Source organism: Pelagibacterium halotolerans (assembly GCF_044811015.1).
In the GTDB taxonomy this organism is placed as follows: Bacteria; Pseudomonadota; Alphaproteobacteria; order Rhizobiales; family Devosiaceae; genus Pelagibacterium; species Pelagibacterium halotolerans_A.
On sequence record NZ_CP085243.1, the window covers coordinates 534,482 to 560,524 of the forward strand.

The window sequence follows — 26,043 nt, forward strand, 5'->3', positions numbered from 1 at the left end:
GGGCGGTGCGCCCTGCCCTGTTTGATCATTATCCCTTGAGGATCGACCGCCCGGCATAGGTGGCCGCCGCACCGAGATATTCCTCAATACGGATCAACTGGTTGTACTTCGCCAGCCGGTCCGACCGCGCAAGCGAACCGGTCTTGATCTGCCCGCAATTGAGCGCGACAGCCAGATCGGCAATCGTCGAGTCCTCGGTCTCGCCCGAGCGGTGCGACATCACAGCGGTATAGGACGCCTTGTGCGCGGTTTCGACCGCGTCGAGCGTTTCCGAGAGCGAGCCGATCTGGTTGACCTTGACGAGGATCGAGTTGGCAACGCCCATCTTGATGCCCGAAACCAGCCGCTCGGTGTTGGTGACGAAGAGGTCGTCGCCCACCAGTTGCACCTTGCCGCCAATCGCCTGGGTCAAGGCCTTCCAGCCTTCCCAGTCGTCCTCGGCCATGCCGTCCTCGATCGAGATGATCGGGAAGCGCGCCGTCAGGTCCTCGAGATATTTGACCATCTCGTCCGAACCGAGCGTCTTGCCCTCGCCCTTGAGGTTGTACTTACCGTCGGCAAAGAACTCGGTCGAGGCGCAGTCGAGCGCGAGGTAAACGTCTTCGCCGGGCGTATAACCCGCCTTTTCAATTGATCGCATGATGAATCCGAGCGCATCTTCGGTCGAAGAGAGGTTCGGCGCGAAGCCGCCTTCGTCGCCCACATTGGTGTTGTGGCCGTCTGCCGCGAGGTTCTTCTTGAGCGTATGGAAAATTTCCGAACCGATCCGCACGGCGTCCGCGATGGACTGCGCGCCGACCGGCATCACCATGAATTCCTGGATATCGATGGGGTTATCCGCGTGCTCGCCGCCATTGATGATGTTCATCATCGGCACGGGCAAAACGTGCGCGTTCGGCCCGCCGATATAGCGGTAGAGCGGCAACCCGCTCGATTCCGCGGCAGCCTTGGCGACCGCGAGTGAAACGCCGAGGATGGCGTTGGCGCCCAGCTTGCCCTTATTGGGCGTGCCGTCGAGGTCGATCATCGCCTGGTCGACCGTGATCTGGTCGAGCGCGTCCATGCCCTCGATCTCATTGGCGATGACGGTATTGACGTTGTCGACCGCCTTGGTGACGCCCTTGCCCGAATAGGTGTCGCCGCCATCGCGCAGCTCGACCGCCTCATGCGCACCGGTCGAGGCGCCCGAAGGCACCGCCGCGCGGCCGAAGCTTCCATCTTCGAGAACCACATCGACCTCGACGGTCGGGTTGCCACGGCTGTCGAAAATCTGCCGGCCGATGACGTCAACAATTGCGGACATGCGCGAATAGCCCTCTTTTCTGGGATGAAACCGATAGATGACCTTCTAAATAAGGTCACGCAGCTATGAAAGGCCCTTCGCGCAGAAATATTGCAGGGTGATGACGTGTTTGACGCGCCAGCGGATGACCGCCTAAGACACGGTTACGATTCCGCCGCGACGGGCTTGAGCATTGGGGGCAGGACATGAAGCAATTTGCATTGGTAGCTTACGACCACACCGACGCGGGGGCTCTCGATCGTCGCGTGGCCTGCCGGAAAGCGCACCTGGACCGTCTGAGAGACCTTGCAAGGAAGGGCAATTTCCTGAGCGGCGGCGTTATTCTGAACGATGACGGCAAGATGATCGGCTCGAACGCTCACTTCCAGTTCGACAATCGGCAGGACCTGGACGCATGGCTTGAGACGGAGCCCTATGTGACGGAGCGTGTCTGGGCGCGCGTGGACGTGCGCGAGGTAAAACTGTTCGACCCGAACGCGTGAGTAGTGTGGATCAATGACCATCTTTGAAGATGCGGACCAAAGGCTCTTGCCCGGGTTCCGACGCCAGCCGGTCGAAATCGACGGCAATGTGATTATGACGCTGTCAGCCGGGCAAGGGCCGGCCTTATTGATGCTGCATGGCGATCCGCAAACGCACTTGTGCTGGCATCACCTTGCCCCTGCGCTGAAAGGCAGGTTTAGCGTTGTCCTTACCGACATTCGAGGGCGCGGCGAGAGCCATAAGCCGGGCCATGTTGAGGGGGACAACGCCTATACCAAACGCAAAATGGCCGATGAACAGCTCGCTGTAATGAAGAAATTGGGGCACGACAGGTTTTCGCTCGTGGCCCATGATAGAGGCGCGCGCGTTGCAAGACGGCTGACATTGGACCACCCCGAAGCAGTCGAGCGTCTCGCTGTCATGGATATCATTCCGGCGCTGGATTTCTATGAGCACGTCGATGCCGGGCTTGCGCAGGACTATTTCTATTTCTCGTTCCTCACGCAGGATCATCCGATCCCCGAACGGTTGATTGCGGGAGACCCGGAAGGTTTTCTGAGCCTCATTTTGCAGGGGCTATCCGACAGTCGCGTTCCTTACGATGATCACGCCCTCGAAGCATATATGACTGCAAATGCGGCCCCCGAAGCAATCACCGCGATGTGCGAGTGCTTCCGAGCGGGGTATCATATCGACCGCAGGCATGATCGGGCGGACCGCGAGGCCGGTAAGCGCATCTCCTGCCCTACGCTCGTAATGTGGGGCGAAAAGGGCATAATCGGCAAGCACTTCGATGTCAGGGCTGTCTGGGAGCGCTGGTGTGAGCAGGTCAGTTTTGCTCCTGTACCCAGCGGCCATTTCATCCCCGAAGAGGCACCGGAGGAGGCTCTGGCGCAGTTGATCGCATTTCTCGATACCGACGTCGGATAAGCGTAAAACCGCAACTGGTGGCGGAGGGTGTTGTATCGCTTGGGCGGACCTACGCCCCGAGCGTCACCACCACCGCCCCGCGCCGGGTCGCGACAACCGTATGCTCATACTGCACGCAAGGCGCTTGCGGCACGCTCACCAGCGTCCAGGGATCTTCGGCGTCTTTTTCCTCAGCCATCTGCCCTCCCAGCGAGAGGAACGGCTCGATGGTGAAGACCAATCCATCAGCGATACGTCGACGCTCGGAACGATCTGGCCAGGTGGGGATTTCTCCGGGCTCGTCGTGCAGGCTGTCCCCCACGCCGTGGCTGGCAAGGTTGCGGATGAGCGTATAGCCGTGCATTCCAGCAAACTTGCCGATGGCCGTGCCGACATCGGCCAGCCCGCTTCCGGCCCTCACTGCGCGGATCCCCGCCCACATCGCCTTCTTGCCGTCGCGGCAGAGCTTTTCGATGCGCTTGTCGGCTCGCGGGATGATGTAGGACGCCCCGGTGTCGGCGAAAACGCCGTCCTTTTCCGCCGAAACGTCGATATTGACGAGGTCGCCAGCAGCGATCACGCGGGCGCCCGGCATACCGTGCGCGATTTCCTCATTGACCGATATGCAGGTCGCGCCGGGGAATTGATAGGTGATTTCCGGCGCCGAGCGCGCGCCGTTGTCCTCGAGCACCTTGCGCCCGATGTCGTCGAGTTCCTGCGTCGTGATTCCCGGCTCAAGCGCGGCAGCCATTGTGTCGCGCGCCACCGCGCATATCCGCCCAATGGCCTTCAAACGCGCAAGATCTTCTTCCGAGGTGATCGTCACACGTCAGCTCCTGAGCTTATGGAAATGCGCCAGCAGTCCTTGTGTCGAGCTGTCGTGACTGTCCGCCGAAGCCGTACCCTCGACCTTGGGCAGCAGCGCCTTGGCAAGCTGTTTGCCGAGCTCAACACCCCACTGGTCGAACGAATTGATGTTCCAGAGCGTGCCCTGAACGAACACCTTGTGCTCATAGAGCGCCACGAGTTTGCCGAGCGTCGCCGGATCGAGCCTGGAATAGACGATGGTATTCGACGGCCGGTTGCCCGGGAACACCTTATGCGGCAGCAGCGCCTTGATCTGCGATTTTGAAAGTCCGGTGCCCTTGAGTTCGGCCAAGACCTCTTCCTCGGATTTGCCCAGCATCAAGGCTTCCGACTGGGCAAAACAGTTCGCCACGAGTTTGTCGTGGTGCGGCGGCAGCGTCTCGTGCGGGTTGGCGGCGACGAGGAAGTCGCACGGGATGACGCTCGTGCCCTGGTGGATCAACTGATAGAACGCGTGCTGACCGTTGGTCCCCGGTTCGCCCCAGATGATCGGGCCTGTCTCCCACGGCGTCGGCTTGCCGTTAAGCGTCACGGACTTGCCGTTCGATTCCATATCCTGCTGCTGCAGATAGGCCGGGAAGCGCGAGAGGCGCTGGTCGTAGGGCAGCACCGCGTGGCTCGCGAAGCCCCAGGCATTGCGATACCACGCGCCGATCAGCCCCATGATGACGGGCAGATTTTCCTCAAGCGGCGCGGTGCGAAAATGCTCGTCCATCTCGCCCGCCCCGCGCAAGAATGCTTCGAAATTCTCGAACCCGACGGCAATAGCGACCGGTAACCCGATGGCCGACCACACCGAATAGCGCCCGCCGACCCAGTCCCAGAATCCGAAAATCCGATCTTGGCGGATGCCGAAGGTCTCGCAGCCTTCGATATTGGTCGAAACAGCGGCGAAATGGTCGATCACCGCGTCCTCGCCCAGTGCTTCGGAAAGCCACTTGCGCGCCGTATGCGCGTTGGTCATCGTCTCATCGGTCGTGAAGGTCTTGGACGCGACGATGAAGAGCGTCCTGGCCGGATCGAGTCCCTTGAGCGTATCGGCAATATGCGCGCCATCCACATTCGAAACATAATGTGCACGCAGATCGGCCCGCGTATAAGGCGCGAGCGCCAGCGTCGCCATCACCGGCCCGAGGTCGGAACCGCCGATGCCGATATTGACGACATCGGTAAACTGCTCGCCGCTATGCCCGCGAATGCCGCCGTCGCGGACATCGTCGGAAAAGCCCTTGATCCGGGCCAAAACGTCCCGCACCGCGGGCATCACATCCTCGCCGCCAACCGTGACCGGCGCATCGCCGAAATAGCGCAGCGCCATGTGCAATACCGAGCGATGTTCGGTCGAATTGATCGGCTCACCGGCCCACATCGCATCGCGGCGGGTCTCGAGGCCGACTTCGCGCGCAAAGGCAAAAAGCGCCTTCAGCGCTTGGGCATCGATCCTGTTCTTCGAATAGTCGAGAAGGATATCTCCGAAGCTTGCCGAAAATTTCGCGAACCGGTTGGGCTCATTGGCGAACATCTCGCGCATGGAGGTGCCCGAAAGGCGCTTCCTGTGTTTGACGAGATCGGCAAAAGCGGCCTTGCGGGTCTTGTTCGACATGGACAGATCCTCGATTAATCCAGCGCAGGCAGATCCCCTCGGGCCCATCCCTCGCGGACCGATGCGCAGTATGATACGAAAGTCGCATCCTCAATCGCACGCCGCATCCCGTCCATCAACTCCTGATAATAGGAAAGATTGATCTGAGAGAGGATCATCGCCCCCAGGATTTCTTCGCATTTGACGAGGTGATGAAGATAGGCGCGCGAAAAGCGCCGCGCCGTCGGGTTGGGCGAGGTCTCATCGAGTGGGCGCGGATCGTCCCGGTGCCGTGCGTTCTTGAGGTTGATGACGCCGTACCGTGTATAAACATGCCCGTGCCGCCCGGCGCGCGTGGGGTGCACGCAATCGAACATGTCGATGCCCCGCGCAACGGCGCCCAAAAGATCGTCGGGCTTGCCCACACCCATCAGATAGCGCGGCTTGTCCTCGGGCAATTGCGGTGTGATGTCTTCAAGCACCGAGAACATCACGTCCTGCGGTTCCCCGACGGCGAGCCCGCCGACCGAATAACCGTGAAATCCGATATCCACGAGCCCCGCCGCCGAGCGCGCCCGCAATCGCGGCACATCCCCGCCCTGCACGATCCCGAAGAGCGCCCTGCCCTTGGCATCGTCGAAAGCCCGCTTGGACCGCTCCGCCCAGCGCAGCGAGAGTTCCATACCGCGCTCGATCTCCGCGTGTTCGGCGGGCAACCTGACGCATTCGTCAAGTTGCATGATGATGTCGGAATCCAGCAGCTTCTGGATCTCAATTGAACGCTCGGGTGTTAGGTTATGGCTCGACCCGTCGATATGGGATTTGAACACAACCCCGTTCTCGTCGAGTTTGCGCAGCGTTGCGAGGCTCATCACCTGAAAACCGCCGGAATCGGTGAGGATCGGCCGCTGCCAGTCCATGAAGGTGTGCAGCCCGCCCAGCCGCGCCACACGCTCCGCGCCTGGGCGCAGCATCAGGTGGTAGGTGTTGCCCAGAAGCACGTCCGCGCCGGTCTCGCGCACCTGCTCGGGATACATCGCCTTCACAGTCCCCGCCGTACCCACGGGCATGAAGGCCGGCGTGCGGATGTCTCCGCGCGGCGTATCGATCTGTCCCCGCCGGGCCATGCCGTCGGTCTTGAGGAGGGTGAACGAGAAATCTTCTGTCATGAACGGGCTTTGAACAGCAGCGAGGAGTCGCCGTACGAATAGAACCGGTAGGCGTTATCGATCGCGTGCTTATAGGCTTTATGCATGGTCTCCAAGCCTGAAAAGGCCGAGACCAGCATGAAGAGCGTCGAGCGCGGCAGGTGGAAATTGGTCATCAGGATGTCCACCACGCGGAAAGCGAACCCCGGCGTGATGAAGATGTCGGTATCCCCGGAAAAGGGCCGGAGCGTCCCGGTCTCTCGCGCCGCGCTTTCGAGCAGGCGCAGGCTCGTCGTCCCCACCGCGACAACCCGCCCGCCCCTGGCCTTGGCCTTTTCGATCCGCGCGACGGTTTCGGACGAAACGACGCCCCATTCGGCGTGCATCTTGTGGTCCGCGGTATCCTCCGCCTTCATCGGCAGGAACGTGCCCGCGCCCACGTGCAGCGTCACATGTTCGATGGAAACGCCCATCGCTTCGAGCCGCGCCAGCAACTCTTCGGTGAAATGCAGCCCCGCCGTCGGCGCGGCCACGGCGCCGTCATGTTCGGCATAGACCGTCTGATAGTCCTCGGCGTCCCGCGCCTCGATCTCTCGTTTCGCCCCGATATAGGGCGGCAATGGCATCGCCCCGCGCGCCTTGATCGCCTCGTCGAGCACGGCATCGGAAAAGTCGAATGCCAGCGTTACCTCGCCCTCTGAAACCGCCTTGACAGTCGCGCAAAGCTCATCGAGCAGGCACACCTCGGACGTCGCGCCAAAGACCACCCGGTCGCCCTCCTTGAGCCGCTTGGCCGGTCGGGCAAACGCGCGCCAGGTATTGCCGTTCTCGCGCTTGTGGAGGTTGAACGAAACGTTCGCGGTATAGTCCCCGCGATGCCGTACGCCCTTCAAGTCTGCCGGGATCACGCGCGTGTCGTTGACGACGAGCACATCCCCGGCCCGCAGGATATCCGTCAGCTCGGTCACGACGCGATCCGACAACGCACCATCCGGCCCCACGATAAGCATCTTTGCACTGTCGCGGGGCGAAACCGGATGCAGGGCGATCCGGTCATCCGGCAGCTCGAAATCGAAGAGGTCGACTTTCATGGGAAACTCAAGGACACCTTCTGGGCCCGTATTCGCTGCGCCCGGGGTCTCGTCCCGGGCGCAGTGCCAATCGGTTCACGCCAGATCAGCCGCCACGCGCATGGTGACGATTTTGTCCGGATTGCGCACCGGCTCGCCGCGCTCCAGCGCGTCGATGGCGTCCATGCCCTCGATCACCTTGCCCCAGACCGAATATTGCCGGTTGAGCCATGGCGCATCGTCGAAACAGATGAAGAACTGCGAATTGGCCGAGTCCGGGTTCGCCGTCCGGGCAGCCGAAACCGTGCCGCGCACGTGCTTTTCCTCCGAGAATTCCGCTTTCAGATCCGGCTTGTCGGACCCGCCCGTGCCGTTGCCTTTCGGGCAACCAGCCTGGGCCATGAACCCGTCGATCACGCGGTGAAAGACGATCCCATCGTAGAAGTTCTCGCGCGCGAGTTCCTTCATGCGCTGGACATGGCCGGGTGCGAGGTCCGGGCGCATTTCGATTACGACCGTACCCTTGGACGTTTCCAGAACGAGCGTGTTTTCGGGGTCTTTATAGTCGGCCATTGTTCTTATCCTGACTTATATAAGGAAAATTTTATTCGCTGACGCGCAGTGACACGATCGTGTCCGGGTCTTCGACCATGCCGTTGGCGCGCGCGTCGCCCTTTTCGATCTGGTCGATATATTCCATGCCATCGATCACTTCGCCAAAGAGCGTATATTGCCCGTTGAGGTGCGGTGCGTCGGCGGTGACGATGAAAAACTGCGAGTTTGCGGAATTGGGGTCCATGGTGCGAGCCATGCCAAGTGTCCCCCGCACGAACGGCGCATCGGAAAATTCGGCGTCGAGATCCGGCAGGTCCGATCCGCCCGTACCATTGCCCAGCGGATCGCCGGTCTGCGCCATAAAGCCTTCGATCACGCGATGGAATTTGAGCCCGTCATAAAAACCGGAATTGGCCAGTTCGGTGATCCGGGCGACGTGTTCGGGGGCAAGATCAGGCCGCAGCGCGATGGTCACGGTACCGTCTTCGAGTTCGAGCGTTGCAATCGGAGCGCCTTCGGGGGCTTCAGCATTTGCCTGTGAGCCCGGCAGGAAAGACCACGCCGTCATTGCGGCAAAAAGAGCGACAAAGGCAAAGACAAGGGCGCCAACCACGCGGTTGGTCGATTTTTGGGAGTGAGCAGCCATCAGGACTCCAGAGCTTTAAGAACGTTACGTGGAACAAAGGCGGTAATGTCACCACCCATCTCCGATATCTGGCGCACAAGCGTTGCCGAAATGTGGCGGACGAAGGGGCTCGATGGTACGAACACGGTCTGAAGGTCGGGCACCATCTGCGCGTTCATCCCCACCATCTGCATTTCGTAATTGTAGTCGGTGGTATCGCGCAGTCCGCGAATGACGATATTGGCGCCCGCTCTTTGAGCCGCCTGCACCATCAGCCCGTCGAACTCGACGATCTCGATGATGACTCCGATCCGCTGGGCGATCGGTCCGGTAACCTCGGCCAGGAGTTGCGTGCGGAGGTCGGCGGAAAGAAACGGTCTTTTCGCCGCGTGCACGCCGATACCGACGACGAGCCTATCGACGAGCTTGGCGGCCCGCTCGATCACATCGAGATGGCCGTTGGTCACGGGGTCGAAAGACCCGGGATAGAATCCGACGCGTTCTGTCATGGCCCGGTTTGTGTCACGCGCGGCGTTGGAGCGCAAGCCAGATGCCGCCGCAGATGAGCACGGCGCCGGAAACGCGGTTGACCAGCCGCACGCGCGCGGCCGACAGCAAATGCCGCGCCTGCCCCGAGGCGAAGGCATAAAGCGCGTCGGTCAGCGTTGCGACAGCCATAACGATCAGCCCGAGCACCATGATCTGTTCGAACGCCGGGCGGCCCAAATCGACGAATTGCGGCAGAAAGGCGCCGAGAAACAATAACGTCTTGGGATTGGACCAGTTGACCAGCGCGCCCTGCCAGATATAGCGCCGCGCCGATTGCCGCCGGTTGGCATGGAGATCGATCTCGCCGGACGAGTTGAGCATCCTCCAGCCGATCCAGATAAGATAGCCGGCGCCCACCAGCTTGATGATCGTGAACGCCTCGGAAACGACGGCCATCACTGCCTCGAGGCCGAGTGCAACGATCAACACCATTGAAAACATGCTGATTTCCGTACCCAGAATGGTGAGCAGCCCGGCCCTGGTGCCGCCACCCAATGCGTTGGCGACCACAACCGAAACCGACGGACCGGGGACGATGGAAAAGAGAAAACAGGCGGCAATATAGGTAATCAGGATTGTGGGATCGATCATCGGGCGCACTCCAGTTCGCTGTCAAGCCATCCCCAAATCCGAGCAAAAATCAAGCGGAACCGAGTCCACCCCCGGGCAAGCGGCGCAGCAACATCCCCGCGAGCGTCACCGTGCCCAGTGCGGCCAAAAGCAGTCCTCCTGCGAGAAACGCGGCTCCCGTTCCGTAACTGACCGCGATCAGGCTGCCGAGGAACGGCGCGGAAAGCATGACGACCATGGTCACCGCCTCTCCGGCGGCGAAAACCCGTGCAATCCGGTCGGGCGGCGTATGGCGCTGGATGATGGTTCTGTAGGGTACCATCATGAAGGCGGTCGAGCCGCCCATAATGCCAGCCCCAACGAGAAATGGGAGCAAAGGAAGTGGAAACCCTGTGAGCGCTGCTGCCGCTAGGGTCACGGTTATTATGCCCGAAAGGAGCGACGATGCCGCCATAACGTTGAGCGGTTGCCGAAGCGTGAGAGCGCCGGCAATCAGCGCCCCGACCAGCCCACCTGCGCCAGAAACGGCAATTGCAATGCCGAAAGCCGTCGCATCGAACCCGAACTCCGCCATCAGGAGCGCGATAAGCGCGTCGTAGAGGAAGAAGGCGAAAAACGCGACGCCGGTATAAATGAGCGCAACGAACAGCAAACGCGTGCGCCCAAACTCGCGAACGCCGGCAAATATTGCGCCAAAGAACCCCTCGGGCTTTTGGTCTTCGGGTAACGTTGCGCGTGGCAGATCGAGCCTAATGACCATGAGCGCCGCGACCACCGAAAGCATGGCATTGATTCCGAAAACACCCTGCGCAGGCATTACCGCCAAAAGGAAACCGCCCGCCGCAGGCCCCGCGATTTTCGAGGTCTGGTTGATGGCCTGATGCAGTCCATTGGCCGTGGGCAGAAGGTCTTCGGGCGTCGAGGCCTGTATCGCCGATTGCCGCGCGGGCGTGAACGCGGAATCCACACAGCCGCGTGCAAAAACGAGCAGCAGCACCGCCGCCGGATTGGGCGCAAAGACCAGCGCAAGTGTCGCAAGCCCACGCCCAAGATTGCTTATGAACAGAACTCGTCCGAGCGGGCTGCGGTCGACCAGCAGCGCCGTAAATGGTCCGACGAGGATGTAGGGCAAGGCCAGTGCCACGGCAAAGAAGGCCAGCACAAACGGCCCTTCGCCCCAGCTATAGACCAGCAGCGCAACGATAGCGGCATAATCCAGCCAGTCGGCGAAATCCGCCGGTATGCTTGCCAGAGCGAGGCGCCGCGGCACCGGCAGCGCGAGAAGGGCGCGATAACCGCTTTGGGGCCGGGACCGCGCCGTTTCCATAGTTTACTCGCCGTCTGCCGGCCCGTCTTCCGCCGTAGCTTCGTCCTCGTCGCCGTTCCCGCCTTCGGGTTCGCTGATGCGCTCGACGGAAACTACTTTCTCGTCGGCCGCGGTATGGAAAATACGCACGCCCTTGGAGGCGCGGGAGGCGAAGCGGATGCCGTCAACCGGCACGCGGATCAACTGCCCGCCATTGGAAACGAGCATCAACTCATCAGTCTCGTCCACCGGGAACGCGGCGATCAGGCTGCCGATTTCACCGATTTTGGAAAGATCCGTCGCCTGGATGCCCTTGCCGCCACGGTTCGAGGTCCGGAAATCGTACGAGGAGGAAATCTTGCCGAAGCCCTTCTCGTTGATCGTCAGGATGAATTGCTGGGCCGCGTCCATCTGCGCATAGCGTTCGACCGACAGAGCAGTCTCGCCCGCCTCGCCGTCGCCCTCATCGGTCTCCGGCACGTCGGTTTCGGCCTCTTCGCCGGTTGCTGCGCGACGATTGGCGCCATATTGCTTCAAGAACGTATTGCGCTCGGCCGGCGTCGCCTCGAAGTGCCGCAGGATCGAAAGCGAGATCACCTCGTCACCCTCCTCCATGCTGACGCCCCGAACACCCGTTGAATCCCTCCCCTTGAAGACGCGGACATTATCGATCTCGAACCGGATTGCGCGACCGGCGGAGGTCGTGAGCAGGATATCGTCGTCCGCACTCGCGGTTTCGACCCCGACGATGCCGTCGCCCTCATCGAGCTTCATGGCGATCTTGCCGTTCTGGCGCACCTCGACGAAGTCCGAAAGCTTGTTGCGCCGGACATTGCCGCTGCGGGTTGCAAAAACCACGTCGAGCTCGCTCCAGCTCTCCTCGTCTTCGGGCAGCGGCATGATCGAGGTGATGCGTTCGCCTTCTTCGAGCGGCAGCATGTTGATGAGCGCTTTGCCGCGCGCATTGGGCGCCGCGACCGGCAATCGCCAGACCTTGAGCTTGTAGACGATCCCGCGCGAGGAGAAGAACAGCACCGGCGTATGCGTATTGGCCACGAACAGCCGCGCGACGAAATCCTCGTCCCGCATCGCCATGCCCGAGCGCCCCTTCCCGCCGCGCCGCTGCGCGCGATAGGTGGAAAGCGGCACGCGCTTGATGTAGCCGGCATGGGTGACGGTCACGACCATATCCTCGCGGGCGATCAGATCCTCGTCGTCCATATCGCCGGCGAATTCGTCGATCTGCGTAATACGCGGGGTCGCATACTGCTCTTTGACCTCGTTGAGCTCGTCGCGGATGATCCCCAGAACGCGGTCGCGCGAACGCAGAATCTCGAGGTAATCCTCGATCTGCTCGCCAAGGCTGTTGAGTTCGTTGCCGATCTCGTCGCGCCCCATCGCCGTAAGCCGCGAGAGCGTCAGCGCGAGAATCGCGCGGGCCTGCTCGTCCGAGAGCTTGAACGTGCCATCCTCGTTGATTTGGTGGCGCGGATCGTCGATCAGCCGGATCAACCCTTCGACATCGCGCGCCGGCCAGCTCCGCTCGAGCAGTTTTTCGCGCGCGGTCGCGGGATCGGGCGAAGAGCGAATGAGGCGGATCACTTCGTCGACACTCATGATCGCGACAAGCAGTCCGACCAGAACGTGCGCGCGGTCGCGCGCCTTGTTGAGCAGGAAGCGTGCCCGGCGGGTGACGACCTCTTCGCGGAACTGGAGGAAGCTCTGCAGGATCCGCTTTAAAGGCATCAATTCGGGCTTGCCGCCGTTGAGCGCAACGAAATTGCACCCGAACGAGGTCTGCAGCATCGAATAGCGGTAGAGCTGGTTGAGGACCACATCCGCAACCGCATCGCGCTTCAACTCAATCACCACCCGCATGCCCTGGCGATCGGATTCGTCGCGGATGTCGGAAATCCCCTCGATGCGCTTGTCGCGCACCATTTCGGCGATTTTCTCGATCATCGTCGCCTTGTTCACCTGATAGGGAATTTCGGTGACGATGAGCGCCTCGCGCTCCTTGCGGATTTCCTCGATCTCGACCTTGCCGCGCATAAGGATCGAGCCGCGCCCGGTTTCGTAGGCCGATCGGATGCCGGACTTGCCCAGGATGATCCCCGCGGTCGGGAAATCCGGCCCGGGCATGATCTGCATCAGCTCTTCGACGGTGATGTCGGCATTGTCCATCACCGCGAGACAGGCATCGATTACCTCGCCGAGATTGTGGCTCGGGATATTGGTGGCCATGCCCACGGCGATGCCGCCGCCGCCATTGACCAGGAGGTTTGGGAACCGCGCGGGCAGCACCGAAGGCTCCTGCACCGAGCCGTCATAGTTGTCGCGGAAATCGACAGTGTCCTTGTCGAGATCGTCCAGCAGTTCCTTGGCAACCTTTTCCATGCGCGCTTCGGTATAACGCATGGCCGCCGGCATATCGCCATCTACAGAGCCGAAATTCCCCTGGCCGTCGATGAGCGGCACGCGCATCGAGAACGGTTGCGCCATGCGCACAAGCGACATGTAGATCGCCGCGTCGCCATGCGGGTGATATTTACCCATCACCTCACCGACCGTCACGGCGGACTTGCGGTAGGATTTATTGTGCTCGAACCCGAGCTCGTGCATCGCGTACAAAATGCGCCGGTGCACGGGCTTGAGCCCATCGCGCACGTCCGGAAGCGCCCGGCTCACGATGACGCTCATGGCGTAATCGAGATAAGACTGGCGCATTTCGTCGGTAATCGAAACAGGATTGATGCCGGAAGGCAGAATGCCGCCAGCGTCGTCTTCTGGAGTGTCTGTCACAATACTCAGTCTGTATCGTTCGCGTTAGCGTGAGATGTAGGCGATTCCGGAAGGAAATGCCAATGATAGCGCCTCGATATGGGGCGTTAAAGACCGAGAGTCCACACAAAAGCGTCAGCGCGCTCTTGTTTCCGGTGCGATCGCTGCGAGGGGCGGCAAACGCCCCCACACGTCGGATTGCAATCCGGCTCCAAACGGCAGAGTTCCTAATTTGCCCATAAGCAACCTTCGCCTCTAGGTCGCGCGGGCTCCTGAATTTTTCAGGAGCAGGAATTCGGATTCAGGACTGCTTTTTGGAGGCAGCTATGCGTGCTTTGGACTGTCTGGTGCTACGGGATGACCAATGGGAGCGGATTGCGCCGCACATCATAGGGAACGAACATACGCGCGGCACCTCCGGGCGCGACAATCGCATGTTCGTCGAGGCGGTGCTGTGGGTGGCACGCACGGGGTCGCCATGGCGCGAGTTGCCGGAGGTTTTTGGCGAGTGGAACAGCGTTTTCCGCCGTTTCAGCCGCTGGAGCCATAAAGGCATCTGGTGGCGCGTTTTTGCGGCCATGTCCGACGATCCGGAGTTCGAGTATGTGATTGTCGATTCGATGATCGTGTTCACCCGTCGGCACGCAGGGCTCTCGAATAAGGGAGGCCTGAAGATCAAGCCCCCTACGGCGCTGGCTGCGTAGTTCGCGTGCGCCGCGACATTTCTTTCCCCATCGCCCGCCTTCCCGGGAAGGGCTTTGCGATCGAGGGTCGGCCCGAACCTATCGCGCTTGCGGCGGTCCACCCGGCGGCGCTGTCGATCCCCGCACGACGAGTTGGAGCGGCAGTTCGACCGTACGGGCCGGTTCATCCAGCAGCAACCGCGCCGCTGCGGCCCCCTTCTCCCACGCAGGTTGCCGGATCGTCGTCAGCTTGGGTGAGCATAATGCCGCTTCAGGTACGTCATCGAATCCAATCACGCTGACATCCTCGGGGACGCGCAGGTTCATGGCTTCGGCGATGGCGAGGACGGTTATCGCGAGTTTATCGGACATCGCAAGAATGCCGGTTACCGGGTCCGGGCCGCCCAGCAGGCGTTCCATGGCGCTCCGAATAGCGTGCGGTTCGCTCCCGGTATGCTCGATCGTCAGCGCATCGGCCGGTAGGCCCGCTGCGGCCTCGCGATAACCGCGCGCGCGTTCGGGAGCGGCGCCGCAATAATATTCTCCGGTCAGACCGGGCGAGCCTGTGAGAAACGCCGCCAGACGGTGGTGTCCCAGGTCGATGAGGTGGCGCGCAGCCATCCGAGCGCCCGCCCTGTCGTCTATGATGACGCCGCTCGCCTTACCATCCGACGGCGCATCCACGCGCACGGTGGGCAGCCCACGCGTTGCGGCCTTGGTGGCCAGCGGGTCGCCCTCCTCGGCGCACAGCACGATAAATCCGTCCACCAGGGCATCGGAGATAACGCGGTCGGCGACCGCGCCGTCCTGGGTGGAAATGAGCGAGATCGTGCTGCCCGTCTCGCTCATGGCATCGGTCACCCCGCTCATGAACAGCCGGGCAAACGGGTCGTCGAAGAAATAATGCGAAGGGTTGGAAGTGACGATGCCGATAGCGCCGGCCTTGCCGGCCCGCAGAACGCGTCCGGCCGGATTCGGACCTCGATAGCCAAGCGTTTGTGCAACCTCGTGCACCTTCTCGCGCAATTCCGGCCGCACCAGTTCTGGACGATTGAACACGTTGGAAACCGTGCCCTGCGATACACCGGCGGCTTGAGCGACATCTTTGAGGCGGGGCTTGGCCATGTCGGTCGGCAGTCTCCTCCCTGTCGATCTGAATCGATTCAATACAGGATTGACGTCGCTTGCACACTATGCTCATTTTGAATCGATTCAAAATACTTTTCTATACGCGAGACTCAACGAACGGGAGCACCTCATGATCGAGCGGGTTCTGCGGCAGCGGCCGCGCCGCGTGCGCTTTGCCGGAATTGCGCCAGAGCGTGTCGCGGTCTCGGCGCTGTTCCTTGCCAACGGCTTCCTGATCGGAAACTGGGCGCCCAAGGTGCCGCTGCTGATGGAGCGGCTCGCGATCGGCGAGGCGATAGCGGGCATTCTCGTGCTTGTCCTCGGCCTGGGCTCGGTTGTCGTCATGCCCGTTTTCGGCGCGCTGACCGCCCGCAACGGATCGGCCTACGCGGTGCGGATCGCTGCCGTGCTGGTCCTGCCGACCCTGCTGCTGGTTACGCTTGCGCCCAATGTCTGGCTGGTGGGCGGCGCCATTTTCCTCTTCGGCGCCTTCGTCGGTGGCATGGATGTTGCGATGAACGCCAATGCCGTTGCGGTCGAAAAGCATATGCGCAAGGCGATCATGTCCTCCTGCCACGGTTTCTGGAGCCTTGGCGGGCTCATCGGCGCCGGATCCGGCGGCATTCTGGCGTCGGTCATGGGTGAAGTCGGGCACGCCCTCGTCCTGACCCTTGCCGCGACGGCTGTGGTCGCGTTCGCGTTCCCTCGGATCGTCAAGGATCGCCCGACACCCGAGGCCAGGGCAGCAACACGGCTCGTGCTGCCGAGTTCGCCCCTGCCCTACCTCCTGGGGCTGATGGCGCTGTTTTCCATGGTCCCCGAGGGTGCGATTCTCGATTGGGCAGCCGTCTATCTACAGAAGGAAATGGGTGCGGACATCTCTTTTGCCGCGTTCGGGTTTGCGGCGTTCTCGGGCATGATGGCCATGGTGCGTTTTGCCGGCGATACGATCCGCCACAAACTCGGTGCCGTCACCACCCTGCGCGTGAGCAGCGGCTTCGCGCTGGTCGGGCTCGTCATTGCCGGTCTGGCCCCCAATATCGGGATTGCGATCCTCGGCTTTGCCGTTGCCGGCATCGGCATCGCCAATCTGGTTCCCATCGCTTTTTCGGCGGCCGGCAATCTGCCCGGTATCCCCGCGGGAATCGGCATGTCGGTCGTAACCGTCATGGGCTATTCGGGTATTCTGGTTGCACCGGGCGCGATCGGATTTATCGCCGAGCGCACTTCATTTTCAATCATTTACGTCTGTCTTGCTTCCCTTCTCCTTGTTACACTGGCCTTGTCAGGTCTTGCTAAGTCCGCTGATTTTTCGTCAGACTGAAAAGGCGGGAACAGCGGTGCATCCTGCGAGTTGCCTTCGAGACGACCGATACAAGGAGACGTGGCATGCAGGAGATGGATTTCAGGTTGGACAAGAAGGTCTGGGTGCTCGTCGCCGATGGCGAAAAGGCTCTCTTCTTCGAAAACACCGGAAATCGGAAAACGCCCAACTTCAAGGTCGTCCGGGAACTCGAACAGGATAACCCTCCGACCCGCGAACAGGGCACGGATGCGCCGGGACGGTATAACGACAGTGGCGCCAACCAGCGCAGTTCGGTCGAGCAGACCGATTGGCACCGTCTGGCCGAAGAACGGTTTGCCAAGGATGCCGCGGAATTGCTCTACAAATACGCGCATAACAACCGCTTCAAGGAGATCGTTCTGTGCGCTGCGCCGCGCATTCTGGGCGAATTGCGCAAGGAGTTGCATCCAGAAGTCTTGAGCAGGGTGATCGGTGAAGTGCCCAAAACGCTCACCAATCATCCGGTCGAGAAGATCGAGGCTATTCTCAGCAGTACGCCCTAGGGCCTGTTGATACTATGGATAGGGGTTTGATTTTGCATAAATCGTTCAATGCCAAGCGTTTTCCGCAGGGCGGGGTTATCTCCCGTGCTGCGGGAAACGCGCCGGTAGTGGGCGATTTATGCAAAACCCTCCGGGCGGGTCATGGTCCGGCCCCTTGCCGCGAAAAATCCGCCTTGCAGGCGCCAGCCTGTGGCGGCGCGTTTTCCACGAAAGGTTCTCGGACTATGACCCGTCAAACCCCGATCCATAGTGCCAACAGGCCCTAATGGTTCGCACGTTGCACGGCGCTTATAAGCCGACCCGTATATCCCGGTCCGGCTGGACCGCGATTGTCTGGCGCACTGTTAAAGCGATGGCGAACATGGATACGTCGCTGCGCTGCGCCGGCGTCGCCTTTTTTGGCTTCCTTTCGATCTTTCCGGCCATCGCAATCGGCGTTCTTCTTGTGGGTCTGCTGGCCGATCCTGGTTTTATCGATGAGCAGCTCACCCGAGTCGCGGTCTTTGTTCCTGAAATTGCGCTGAGTGTCATCGAGGAGCGCCTGCAGAGCCTCGTCGATCAACCGCAAGACGGTTTGAGGTTGGGACTCATAATTTCCACACTGATTGCATTCTGGAGCGGTTCGCGCGGCACGAACGCGCTCATTTATGCCGCAAGCGCGGCTTACCACGAGTCCGAAGACAGAGGATTCTTCGCCTGGGTTTTGATGTCGATCGGTATCACGGTCGGTGGCGCAATGTTTCTGATCGTTGCCTTGTCGCTCGTTGCCGCCTTGCCTGCGGTCATTGCCTTCCTACCGCTACCCGGATCGGGTGACTCAATCGCGTTATTCGTACGCTGGCCCATCCTGCTTGCTCTGGCAGTGATCGCGTTCTCCCTGCTCTACCGGTTTGCTCAGGGCAAACGCCGCGTAAGGCTGCGCTGGATCTGGCCGGGTGCCCTGCTGGGCTCGCTGCTCTGGATCCTGGGTTGCCTGTTGTTCTCGCTCTATGTCGAGAATTTCGGCACCTTCGAAACCAGCTTCGGCTCGCTCGCCGCGGCGGTCGTCCTGCTGCTCTGGCTTTATAATTCCGCGCTTATGTTCGTTCTCGGCGCGACGCTCAACGCCGAAATGGAGCTGCAGGCCCGGCTCGAAGCGAATTTGCGGTCTTAATCTGAACTCCGCACGAAAAACGTCCCGGCAAGCTCCGGCGCGCGTGCGCCACAATTCTCGCTTTGCAGGTCTTCGTTACTTTGCGTGTCCGGCACGAAAAGTCCGGTCCCGACACTTTCGGCGTCGATGGACATGCCGTCCCCGAAGTCCCCATGCAGATTGCCTTGTGTCATAGTCGCGGTGCCTGAAACCGGGCCGCATGTGTAATTTGCGCCCGCACCTAAAAAATCTACCTTGTAACCGGTGTCAGGCGTTCCGGTAATCTGGATTTCGAGGCCGCCCTGTAGCGCATCGTCATAAGTGCCCGCCCATCCGGGAAACAGATCGTAGGTCTGGGTGAGGCTACCGATCCGCTCGCGATAGGCCTTTCCGATGCAGGCAGCATCGCTACCGCAGGCGTTTCTCTGCGCAATCCACTGGTGTTGAGCGGTCCTGAGATTACTTGCTCCTTCGCCGTTATTTGCCGAAAGCGCCGCCCGATAAACATGCGCCAGTTCGGTATCGAATGCGCTGAGCAAATCGGAATTGCAGACCGCTGTCTCGGTTGCGTCGGAAGCCTTGGCGCAGTCGAACGATTGCGCAGCAGCCGGGCCTGCCAGGATTGCCAGAAGCCAGATTGGTGCCCTAGCGAGCAGTCCTAGGACCTGTCGTTTCATATTGCGTCCCCGTGCTTAGATGGAAAGCACCTTGTCGAACACCTCCAGGGCGTCGTCAATCTGCTCTTTTGTGATCACCAGCGGCGGCGCGATGCGGATCGTATCGGTGTGGGTGTCCTTGGCCAGTATCCCTTGATCGCGCAGCTTGTAGCAGAACTCCCGCGCCCCACCGGCCTCACGATGCAGGTCGACCGCCAGCATGAGCCCCCGCCCCCGAACCTCGCGAATATGGTTGGACTTGATCGATTTCAGCCCCTCAAGAAAATACGGCCCGAGATTGGCCGCGTTCTCGATCATCCCCTCTTCCACCAAAACCTTCAGCGCCATCCGCGCAACCGCGCAGGCCAGCGGATTGCCGCCGAAGGTCGATCCATGCTGTCCGGGTTTCAAGACACCCAACACTTCGGAATTCGAAAGCACTGCCGAAACCGGATAGTAACCGCCCGAAAGCGCCTTGCCCAAAAGCGTGACATCGGCCTCGATTCCCTCGTGCTCTTCGGCGAGCAGCTTGCCGGTTCGCCCGAGCCCTGTTTGAATCTCGTCTAATATAAGCGTGACATTATGTTCTGTGCATAAGTCCCTGACGCGCTTGAAATATCCCGCCGGCGGGATGATTACCCCGGCCTCCCCCTGGATGGGCTCCACGAGGAACCCCACCGTATTGGGTGTGATCGCTTTTTCGAACGCCTCCGCGTCCCCGAACGGGATGATCTTGAACCCTGGCGCAAACGGTCCGAACCCGTTGCGCGCGTCCGGGTCGGTCGAGAACCCGACGATGCCCATCGTGCGCCCATGGAAGTTGTTGGCGCACACGATGATCTCGGCCTTATCCTTTTCGACGCCCTTGACCTCATACCCCCATTTGCGCACCGCCTTGATCGCGCTCTCTACGGCCTCCGCGCCGGTATTCATCGGTAGTACCTTATGCGAGCCCGTCAGCTCCGCGATTTCCTGATAGAAGTGCCCGAGCTGGTCATTATGAAAAGCCCGCGAGGTGAGCGTCAGTTTTTTCGCCTGCTCGACAAGCGCCTCGAAGATGCGCGGGTGGCAGTGCCCCTGGTTGACCGCCGAATAGGCCGAGAGACAATCAAGATAGCGCTTGCCCTCGACGTCGTAGACAAAAACCCCTTCGCCTCTGACGAGCGCCACATCGAGCGGCTTGTAATTATGCGCGCCGAGGCTGGATTCCAGTGCGATCAGATCCTGCGTGATTGTCATCTTTAGTATCCCTTCTAAGCGGGTTGCGTCGGGCGGTCGAAAATGCGGCGGCCGAAGGCGCTGGCGGTCAGTTCGACCATCAGCCTTGCGCTTTTCCCCCGGTCGTCGAGGAAAGGGTTGAGTTCGACCAGGTCGAGGCTCGCCATGCGTCCGGTGCGTCCGATCATCTCCATGGCCAGGTGCGCCTCGCGAAAGGTCGCGCCGCCCGGAACGATCGTACCCACGCCCGGCGCGATATCCGGCTCGATGAAATCGACATCCAGGCTCACATGCAAAAGCGCGTCATCCCGTTCGGCCTCTGCAAGAATTCGCCGCATCACCGCGCCGATCCCGTGCTCGTCGATCACTGCCATATCGTTGACGTCTGCCCCGCGCGCGTCGAGCAACTCCACCTCCGCCGGGTCGATCGAGCGCGCACCGACAAGGTGGAAGTTGGCCGGCGGCAGCTTCGGGCATTCGAGCAGCCCTTCGAAGCCCGGCTCCCCGCAAAAGAACGCCGCCGGCATGCCGTGCATATTGCCCGACGTCGACGTCGCGGGCGTATTGAAGTCCGAGTGCGCATCCAGCCAGATCACGTGCAGCTTGCGGCCCAGCGCCGCCGCATTGGCGAGCGCCGCCGCGACGGTGCCGAACGCGATGGCGTGATCGCCGCCCAGGAACACCGCCGTCCGCCCCTCTTCGAGCGCTTGCCGACCGGCGGCGTCGAGCGCGCGGGCGAATCCGGTGACGATTTCGGGGTTCCTTGCGTTTCCCGGAAAGCCGATTTCGACCTCGTGCGGAACGACATCGCCGGCGTCCGAGACGCTGTGCCCCAGTGCCGTAAGCGCCTCGGCGATCCCCGCGACTCTCAGCGCCTTTGGGCCCATCGAGCAGCCGGGCCGGCTTGCGCCCTCTTCGAGCGGGGCACCGATGAGCGTGATCGACTGAGATGGCCGCTGAATCATGGAACTCCCCTGTTGCTTATCTCCAGACTGCCGCGCCTCTCCGCCGGCGAATAGTTGGTAGAATGCGCAATATTGCCCTATATTCGCGCAATTCGATGAACGCGACTGAGCAAAATGATCAATCTCGACGACACCGACCGCCGCCTCATCGGCCTTTTGCGCGACGATGCCCGCCTTCCCGTTGCCAGTCTCGCCGCGGCGCTGGGCATTTCGCGCGCCACCGTCAAGGCGCGCATGGACAAGCTCGAAGCTGCGGGTGTTATCCAGGGTTACACGGTCATCCTCACCCAGGACACCGCCAATGCGCCGGTCCGGGCCATCGCCATGATCGAGGTCGAAGGCCGTGTCACCGACAAGGTCGCCAAAGCCCTGGCGGGATTTCCACAGATCCGCGCGCTATCGAGCACGAATGGCCGCTGGGACCTCGTCGCGGAGATCGAAACGGCGTCGCTTTACGATTTCGACAAGACATTGAATGCCATTCGGCTTATCGAGGGCGTCACGCTCACCGAAACCAGCATCCTTCTGGCGTCCCGATTGCGCCGCGAGCGCAATTGACATTCATCCGGACCCCTCCGTGCTGGACGGCACGCGGCCAAGCCATTACCACTGGCTGATCGTTTTGTTTGACTCGCCGGAAAGGGGTCGTGGAATAGTGTCTATCGGTTTCGGACTGGAGCGCCTGGGCCTTCTGACGCTCAAATGGCCACGCATCGCCGCCGCCATCGTTCTGGCATTCTCGGCGCTCTGTATTTTCGGCCTCTTCCGGTTCGAGATCGATAGCGATCTGTTGCGCCTCTATCGCGGCACCGGGGCCGAGTACGAGCGCTATATGCGACTCTCGGAAAGCTTCGAGACCTTCGAGAACGACGTTTACCTGTTTGTCGAGAGCGACGATCTGACCGACCCGGCGGTCATCGAGGAATTGCGCTATCTCGGGCTCGAACTCGAGGTCAACCCGTTCGCCGCCGGCACACTGTCGCCCTTCTCGCTGCGGCAGCCGACAGAGGACGGTGCCAGTGTTCCGGCGGTCCCCGAAGGCATGGAAACGCGCGCCGAGGTCGAAGCGGCCCTCACACAGTTGCGCGAGACCGACCCGATCATGCGGAATCTGATTTTCGCGGACAATTCGGGAATGGTGATGATCTTCTTCCCGGATCCGGACAAGCTCGCCGCCGAAGGTGAGCGTGCCATGATCGCCAGCCTTCAAGACCTCGTTTCCTTTTACGAGACCGACGACATTTCCCTGCACCTCACCGGTCCGCCGGTCTGGAAACAGGAGCTCCTCAACGCCGCCAAGGGCGACCAATGGATATTCATGGTTGTCGGGCTCGTCCTGGGCTTCATCACCGCGCTTTTGAGCTTCCGCACCTTCTGGGGCGCCCTGATCGCGACGCTCACCCCCGCCGTCAGCGCGTTCTGGCTCATGGGGACGGTCACGCTCTTGTTCGGCGCGTTCACCTTCCTCACCAATATCGTTTCGGTCCTGGTGCTGGTCATCGCCTTTGCCGAGAGCATGTATTTCTGCCTTTACTGGCTGCGCATGTCCCAGGAAGGCATTGAACCCCGCGCGGCGCTGCAGCGCACCGTCGAGCGCGTCAGTCCGGCTTGCGCGCTCACCACACTCACGACGATCATCGCCTTCGCAACGCTCACCCTCGCCCCCGGGCAGGGGCTTCAGGAGTTCGCGATTTCAGGCGCCATCGGTATGTGCGTGGCCTTTATCGCGCTTGCCACCGTGCTGCCGCTCACCCTGCTACTGGCGCTGAAGCTGGGCTACAAGCTGCGCAAGCCCCCCTCGGTGGCGCTGACCGCGCCGATCCCCATGGCACGACGGCTTGCGCGTGTGATGCCGCGCAAGATTGCGTTCGCCTCCGTCGGCATCGCGATTTTGCTGCTCATCCCGCACTTCTCCCTCGAGCCGCGCTTTGCGTTCCAGCACTTCCTGCCCTCGAACAGCGAATCCCTCGCGATCAGTAGCGAAATTGACGAGGGTGTCGGCGGTGTCAGCCCGATCTATGTTCGCGTGCCGCTCTCGGGGACAAGCGCAACGATGACCGACGCGGATTACGAGCGCCTCCAGACCGCGCATCGCATCGCAGAACGGTTTTTCGGAAAAGGCAAGGTGATCTCTGCTGCGAGTTTCGACCAGTACACCGATAAGGGATTTTCGCGCGAAGAGGTTTTCGAAGCGATCGGAGACTTCCTGCGGGCCCGGCTCGTTTCCGGCGACGGTTCGCAAGCCCTCGTCACCGGTTTTTCCCCGACTTCGGAAAATGCCGAACAGACCGAAGCACTCGTCGCCGATCTGCGCGCGGGCCTCGATGCGGCAGGGTTGAGGGATGCTGAGATAACAGGTTTCCGTGTGTTGTCCGCGTTTGCGAGCACGGAGATGATCGGCACGCTGCAGATGAGCCTGGGGCTCGCCGTTGTTCTCTCGATCGTCCTGATCGGTGTGGCGTTCCGATCCTGGAAGATGGCGCTGATCGCGATCGTGCCCAACAGCCTGCCCATTCTTTTCACCGAGTTCGTGCTCTATTCATCGGGCATTCACCTGCAATTTACGACAGTGATTTCGCTGACCATCGCCTTCGGCATCGCGGTCGATGATACGATCCACTTCCTTGCCCACTATGCCCGGGCGCGGGAGCGTGGCGAAACGATCGGCGGCGCCGTGGACACGACGCTCGACCGTGTCGGTCCGGCGCTGATCGCCACGACGCTGATTCTTGTCGTAGGCTGTTCGGTCCTGATCGTGTCGGTTCTGCCGCAGGTGGCGATGTTCGGGATGCTCTCGGTCATCACGCTGCTCGCGGCGCTGGTCGGCGATATTATCGTTCTGCCCGCCATCATCATCGGCGGGTCACGCCTGTTTGCGCCTCGGAGAGAACTATCGCATGAAGAAGTTACGTCGTCCTAGCCTGGCCCTTGCCTTCGGCCTTGCAACCATTGCGCTCGGTGCCGCACAGCCGGCTTGGGCCGCACAGGAAGATATCGATCTGCTCAAGAGCTATGTGGGGGACTGGCGCGGCCGCGGCGTCGCGCAGGTGGCCTCGACCGGCGAAAACGAAACCATGGTCTGCCGACTTGGCATCCGGGATTCGGGCACCGCTCGCGTCGCCTTCGACGGCCGGTGCACCGTTGCCGGACGCACGCTCGCCGTCGCCGGGACGCTGGCCTATGTCGAAGAACACGGCCGATACGAGGCGATCATGTCCTCGGTCGCCAGCTTTCAGGGTGTGGCCGTCGGAGAACGCGAGGGCAACGATATCAGCTTCGATCTCATCGACCGCAATGCCGACGACGGCGAGAACACCATCGCCGCCGGCATCAATCTTCTGGGCCAGCAAATCGTCATGGACCTTACGATCACCGACAACGAAACCGGTGATGTGACAACGGCGAATGTGCCTTTCGCCGGACAGTAGCGAGAGGAAGCCGGCCACAAATGACAAACAGGGCAATCGTGCGAAGGATATGGGCCCGTTTGCCCCCTCCCCCGTCATCACCCGATGCCCTGAAATAACAAAGGGCGGCCTTGTGCCGCCCCTTTCTTTGTTCCGATCAGAACGGGATATCGTCGTCCATGCCGCCCGGCTCGAAGGCGGGCTGGCTGGACGGACGCCGGTTTTCGGCCTGTCGCGGGCTGGAATATCCGCCCCCGCCGCCCCCGAAATCCCCGCCCTCACCGCCTCGGCCGTCGAGCATGACGAGGGTGGAATTGAACCCCTGCAACACGATCTCGGTCGTATACTGGTCCTGACCGTCCCGTTCCCATTTGCGGGTCTGGATCTGGCCCTCGATATAGACCTTCGAGCCTTTGCGCAGATAGTTCTGCACCACCTTGACCAGCCCTTCGGAGAAAATCACCACCCGGTGCCATTCGGTGCGCTCGCGCTGCTCGCCGGTGTTGCGGTCGCGCCAGCGTTCGGAGGTCGCGATGCGCAGATTGGCGACCTGGCCGCCATTGGGCAGGTTGCGCACTTCCGGGTCGGCGCCCAGATTGCCCACCAATATCACCTTGTTGACGCTTCCCGACATCGTCTTTGCCTTTCGTTCTCTCTGGCCGAGATCATCCGGCCGCTTTTCGTGCCGCGCACTATAGTCGGTCCACACCCCGGCGCGAAACCGCGCGCTGGGCTTTTACACAGGCACGGGACGCTCTATATGTTCTATTTTTGTTCATATTATACAGGTGGAGTCAATTCCCCTGCCGGCGATTGCGCATATCGCTGGCACATGAAGAAAAGGGCTTGACGCGATTCAACGTGTTCCTATTATGTTCTTGCATTGTCGGCATGCGACGGCAGGGAACGCGCTAATGGCTTTCGCCTTCGATACACTCGGTTATACTAAAGCTCTTGAGGCAGCGGGCGTGGAACGCTCACAGGCAGAAGCGCGTGCCGGTGCCGCAAGGAATTTTATTATGATTATGGCCGAACTGGTGACGAAAACCGACCTGAACGACGCTTTGGAGCGGCACACGCTCAAGTTCACGGTTCGCCTTGGTGGTCTCTTGATCGCAGGGATCGGTGCGCTTGCGCCTCTTCAGCGCCATCCGGTTTAAAAACTGCCGGACGGCTCTCTTGCAGCACGTTGGCAATGTGCTTAAGTGAACCGGGTGCCGCCTCGGGCCCGCTTCCCGACACGATATAACAACCGTCC

25 protein-coding genes and 1 pseudogene are annotated in these 26,043 nt (G+C 61.2%); 10 read left to right on the plus strand and 16 right to left on the minus strand.

The annotated features are described in order from the left end of the window. Positions 1-28 precede the first annotated feature (28 nt). Positions 29-1,303: a phosphopyruvate hydratase gene (gene eno / locus LG281_RS02635; protein WP_404404090.1), complete on the minus strand. Its 1,275-nt coding sequence runs from the start codon at positions 1,301-1,303 to the stop codon at positions 29-31. 185 nt (positions 1,304-1,488) lie between these two features. Between eno and LG281_RS02640 the strand changes: the two genes are divergently transcribed. After that, positions 1,489-1,785 (plus strand): YciI family protein, encoded by a 297-nt coding sequence (locus LG281_RS02640; protein WP_404404092.1) that lies wholly within the window; start codon positions 1,489-1,491, stop codon positions 1,783-1,785. 13 nt (positions 1,786-1,798) lie between these two features. After that, positions 1,799-2,716: an alpha/beta fold hydrolase gene (locus LG281_RS02645; RefSeq protein ID WP_404404094.1), complete on the plus strand. Its 918-nt coding sequence runs from the start codon at positions 1,799-1,801 to the stop codon at positions 2,714-2,716. 49 nt (positions 2,717-2,765) lie between these two features. Here LG281_RS02645 and map read toward each other — a convergent pair whose 3' ends face one another. The 10 genes from map to gyrA all read right to left on the minus strand — a co-directional run bounded on the left by map (position 2,766) and on the right by gyrA (position 13,769). Then, entirely contained in the window at positions 2,766-3,521 is a 756-nt protein-coding gene (gene map / locus LG281_RS02650; RefSeq protein WP_404404096.1) for a type I methionyl aminopeptidase, read from the minus strand. A gap of 3 nt (positions 3,522-3,524) precedes the next feature. After that, positions 3,525-5,165: a glucose-6-phosphate isomerase gene (pgi, locus tag LG281_RS02655; RefSeq protein ID WP_404404098.1), complete on the minus strand. Its 1,641-nt coding sequence runs from the start codon at positions 5,163-5,165 to the stop codon at positions 3,525-3,527. 14 nt (positions 5,166-5,179) lie between these two features. After that, a complete protein-coding gene (gene tgt, locus LG281_RS02660; RefSeq protein ID WP_404404100.1) occupies positions 5,180-6,313 on the minus strand; it encodes a tRNA guanosine(34) transglycosylase Tgt in 1,134 nt (377 codons plus the stop codon). After that, positions 6,310-7,383, minus strand: a complete 1,074-nt coding sequence (gene queA, locus LG281_RS02665) for a tRNA preQ1(34) S-adenosylmethionine ribosyltransferase-isomerase QueA (protein WP_404404102.1) — start codon at positions 7,381-7,383, stop codon at positions 6,310-6,312. The genes tgt and queA overlap by 4 nt, the downstream gene beginning before the upstream one ends. A gap of 75 nt (positions 7,384-7,458) precedes the next feature. Beyond that, a complete protein-coding gene (locus tag LG281_RS02670) occupies positions 7,459-7,935 on the minus strand; it encodes a peptidylprolyl isomerase (protein WP_404404104.1) in 477 nt (158 codons plus the stop codon). A gap of 31 nt (positions 7,936-7,966) precedes the next feature. Next, complete coding sequence (locus tag LG281_RS02675; RefSeq protein ID WP_404404106.1) at positions 7,967-8,563, minus strand: peptidylprolyl isomerase; 597 nt, start codon at positions 8,561-8,563, stop codon at positions 7,967-7,969. Then, entirely contained in the window at positions 8,563-9,051 is a 489-nt protein-coding gene (coaD, locus tag LG281_RS02680) for a pantetheine-phosphate adenylyltransferase (protein WP_404404108.1), read from the minus strand. The genes LG281_RS02675 and coaD overlap by 1 nt, the downstream gene beginning before the upstream one ends. Positions 9,052-9,064: 13 nt before the next feature. Further along, positions 9,065-9,682, minus strand: coding sequence for a LysE family translocator (locus tag LG281_RS02685; RefSeq protein ID WP_404404110.1), 618 nt, complete (start codon positions 9,680-9,682; stop codon positions 9,065-9,067). Positions 9,683-9,731: 49 nt separating this feature from the next. After that, positions 9,732-10,988: an MFS transporter gene (locus LG281_RS02690; protein ID WP_404404112.1), complete on the minus strand. Its 1,257-nt coding sequence runs from the start codon at positions 10,986-10,988 to the stop codon at positions 9,732-9,734. 3 nt (positions 10,989-10,991) lie between these two features. Then, complete coding sequence (gene gyrA, locus LG281_RS02695) at positions 10,992-13,769, minus strand: DNA gyrase subunit A (RefSeq protein ID WP_404404114.1); 2,778 nt, start codon at positions 13,767-13,769, stop codon at positions 10,992-10,994. A gap of 305 nt (positions 13,770-14,074) precedes the next feature. Between gyrA and LG281_RS02700 the strand changes: the two are divergent. Beyond that, positions 14,075-14,413 (plus strand): annotated as a pseudogene (locus tag LG281_RS02700) (IS5 family transposase); the annotation flags it as partial. A gap of 117 nt (positions 14,414-14,530) precedes the next feature. Here the strand turns inward: LG281_RS02700 and LG281_RS02705 are convergent. Continuing rightward, positions 14,531-15,556 (minus strand): LacI family DNA-binding transcriptional regulator, encoded by a 1,026-nt coding sequence (locus LG281_RS02705; protein ID WP_404404116.1) that lies wholly within the window; start codon positions 15,554-15,556, stop codon positions 14,531-14,533. A gap of 133 nt (positions 15,557-15,689) precedes the next feature. On the opposite strand from LG281_RS02705, the gene LG281_RS02710 reads away from it, so the two are divergent. From LG281_RS02710 to LG281_RS02720, 3 genes are all read left to right on the plus strand, one after another. Beyond that, positions 15,690-16,883, plus strand: a complete 1,194-nt coding sequence (locus LG281_RS02710; RefSeq protein WP_404404118.1) for an MFS transporter — start codon at positions 15,690-15,692, stop codon at positions 16,881-16,883. A gap of 65 nt (positions 16,884-16,948) precedes the next feature. Beyond that, the gene (locus LG281_RS02715; RefSeq protein WP_404404120.1) at positions 16,949-17,407 is read left to right on the plus strand and encodes a host attachment family protein; all 459 of its coding nucleotides are present in this window, start codon (positions 16,949-16,951) and stop codon (positions 17,405-17,407) included. A 265-nt stretch (positions 17,408-17,672) separates the two neighbouring features. Beyond that, positions 17,673-18,560: a YihY/virulence factor BrkB family protein gene (locus LG281_RS02720; RefSeq protein ID WP_404404122.1), complete on the plus strand. Its 888-nt coding sequence runs from the start codon at positions 17,673-17,675 to the stop codon at positions 18,558-18,560. On the opposite strand, the gene LG281_RS02725 is transcribed toward LG281_RS02720, so the two are convergent. From LG281_RS02725 to rocF, 3 genes are read right to left on the minus strand one after another with little or no spacing between them, the layout of a single operon-like run. Beyond that, a complete protein-coding gene (locus tag LG281_RS02725) occupies positions 18,557-19,216 on the minus strand; it encodes a lysozyme inhibitor LprI family protein (RefSeq protein ID WP_404404124.1) in 660 nt (219 codons plus the stop codon). The two genes, LG281_RS02720 and LG281_RS02725, sit on opposite strands and share 4 nt — an antisense overlap. A 15-nt stretch (positions 19,217-19,231) precedes the next feature. Beyond that, the gene (gene rocD / locus LG281_RS02730) at positions 19,232-20,434 is read right to left on the minus strand and encodes an ornithine--oxo-acid transaminase (RefSeq protein ID WP_404404126.1); all 1,203 of its coding nucleotides are present in this window, start codon (positions 20,432-20,434) and stop codon (positions 19,232-19,234) included. A 14-nt stretch (positions 20,435-20,448) separates the two neighbouring features. Continuing rightward, entirely contained in the window at positions 20,449-21,375 is a 927-nt protein-coding gene (rocF, locus tag LG281_RS02735) for an arginase (RefSeq protein ID WP_404406595.1), read from the minus strand. A 117-nt stretch (positions 21,376-21,492) separates the two neighbouring features. Between rocF and LG281_RS02740 the strand changes: the two genes are divergently transcribed. The 3 genes from LG281_RS02740 to LG281_RS02750 all read left to right on the plus strand — a co-directional run bounded on the left by LG281_RS02740 (position 21,493) and on the right by LG281_RS02750 (position 24,806). Next, positions 21,493-21,936, plus strand: coding sequence for an Lrp/AsnC family transcriptional regulator (locus LG281_RS02740; RefSeq protein WP_404404128.1), 444 nt, complete (start codon positions 21,493-21,495; stop codon positions 21,934-21,936). Between the two features lie 97 nt (positions 21,937-22,033). Then, entirely contained in the window at positions 22,034-24,298 is a 2,265-nt protein-coding gene (locus LG281_RS02745; protein ID WP_404404130.1) for an RND family transporter, read from the plus strand. Next, entirely contained in the window at positions 24,276-24,806 is a 531-nt protein-coding gene (locus LG281_RS02750) for a hypothetical protein (RefSeq protein WP_404404132.1), read from the plus strand. The genes LG281_RS02745 and LG281_RS02750 overlap by 23 nt, the downstream gene beginning before the upstream one ends. 136 nt (positions 24,807-24,942) lie before the next feature. Here the strand turns inward: LG281_RS02750 and ssb are convergent, their stop codons facing one another. Beyond that, entirely contained in the window at positions 24,943-25,419 is a 477-nt protein-coding gene (ssb, locus tag LG281_RS02755; RefSeq protein ID WP_404404134.1) for a single-stranded DNA-binding protein, read from the minus strand. Positions 25,420-25,699: 280 nt separating this feature from the next. Here ssb and LG281_RS02760 point away from each other — a divergent pair, with 280 nt between their 5' ends. Then, a complete protein-coding gene (locus tag LG281_RS02760; RefSeq protein ID WP_404404136.1) occupies positions 25,700-25,945 on the plus strand; it encodes a hypothetical protein in 246 nt (81 codons plus the stop codon). The last annotated feature ends 98 nt before the right edge of the window (positions 25,946-26,043 follow it).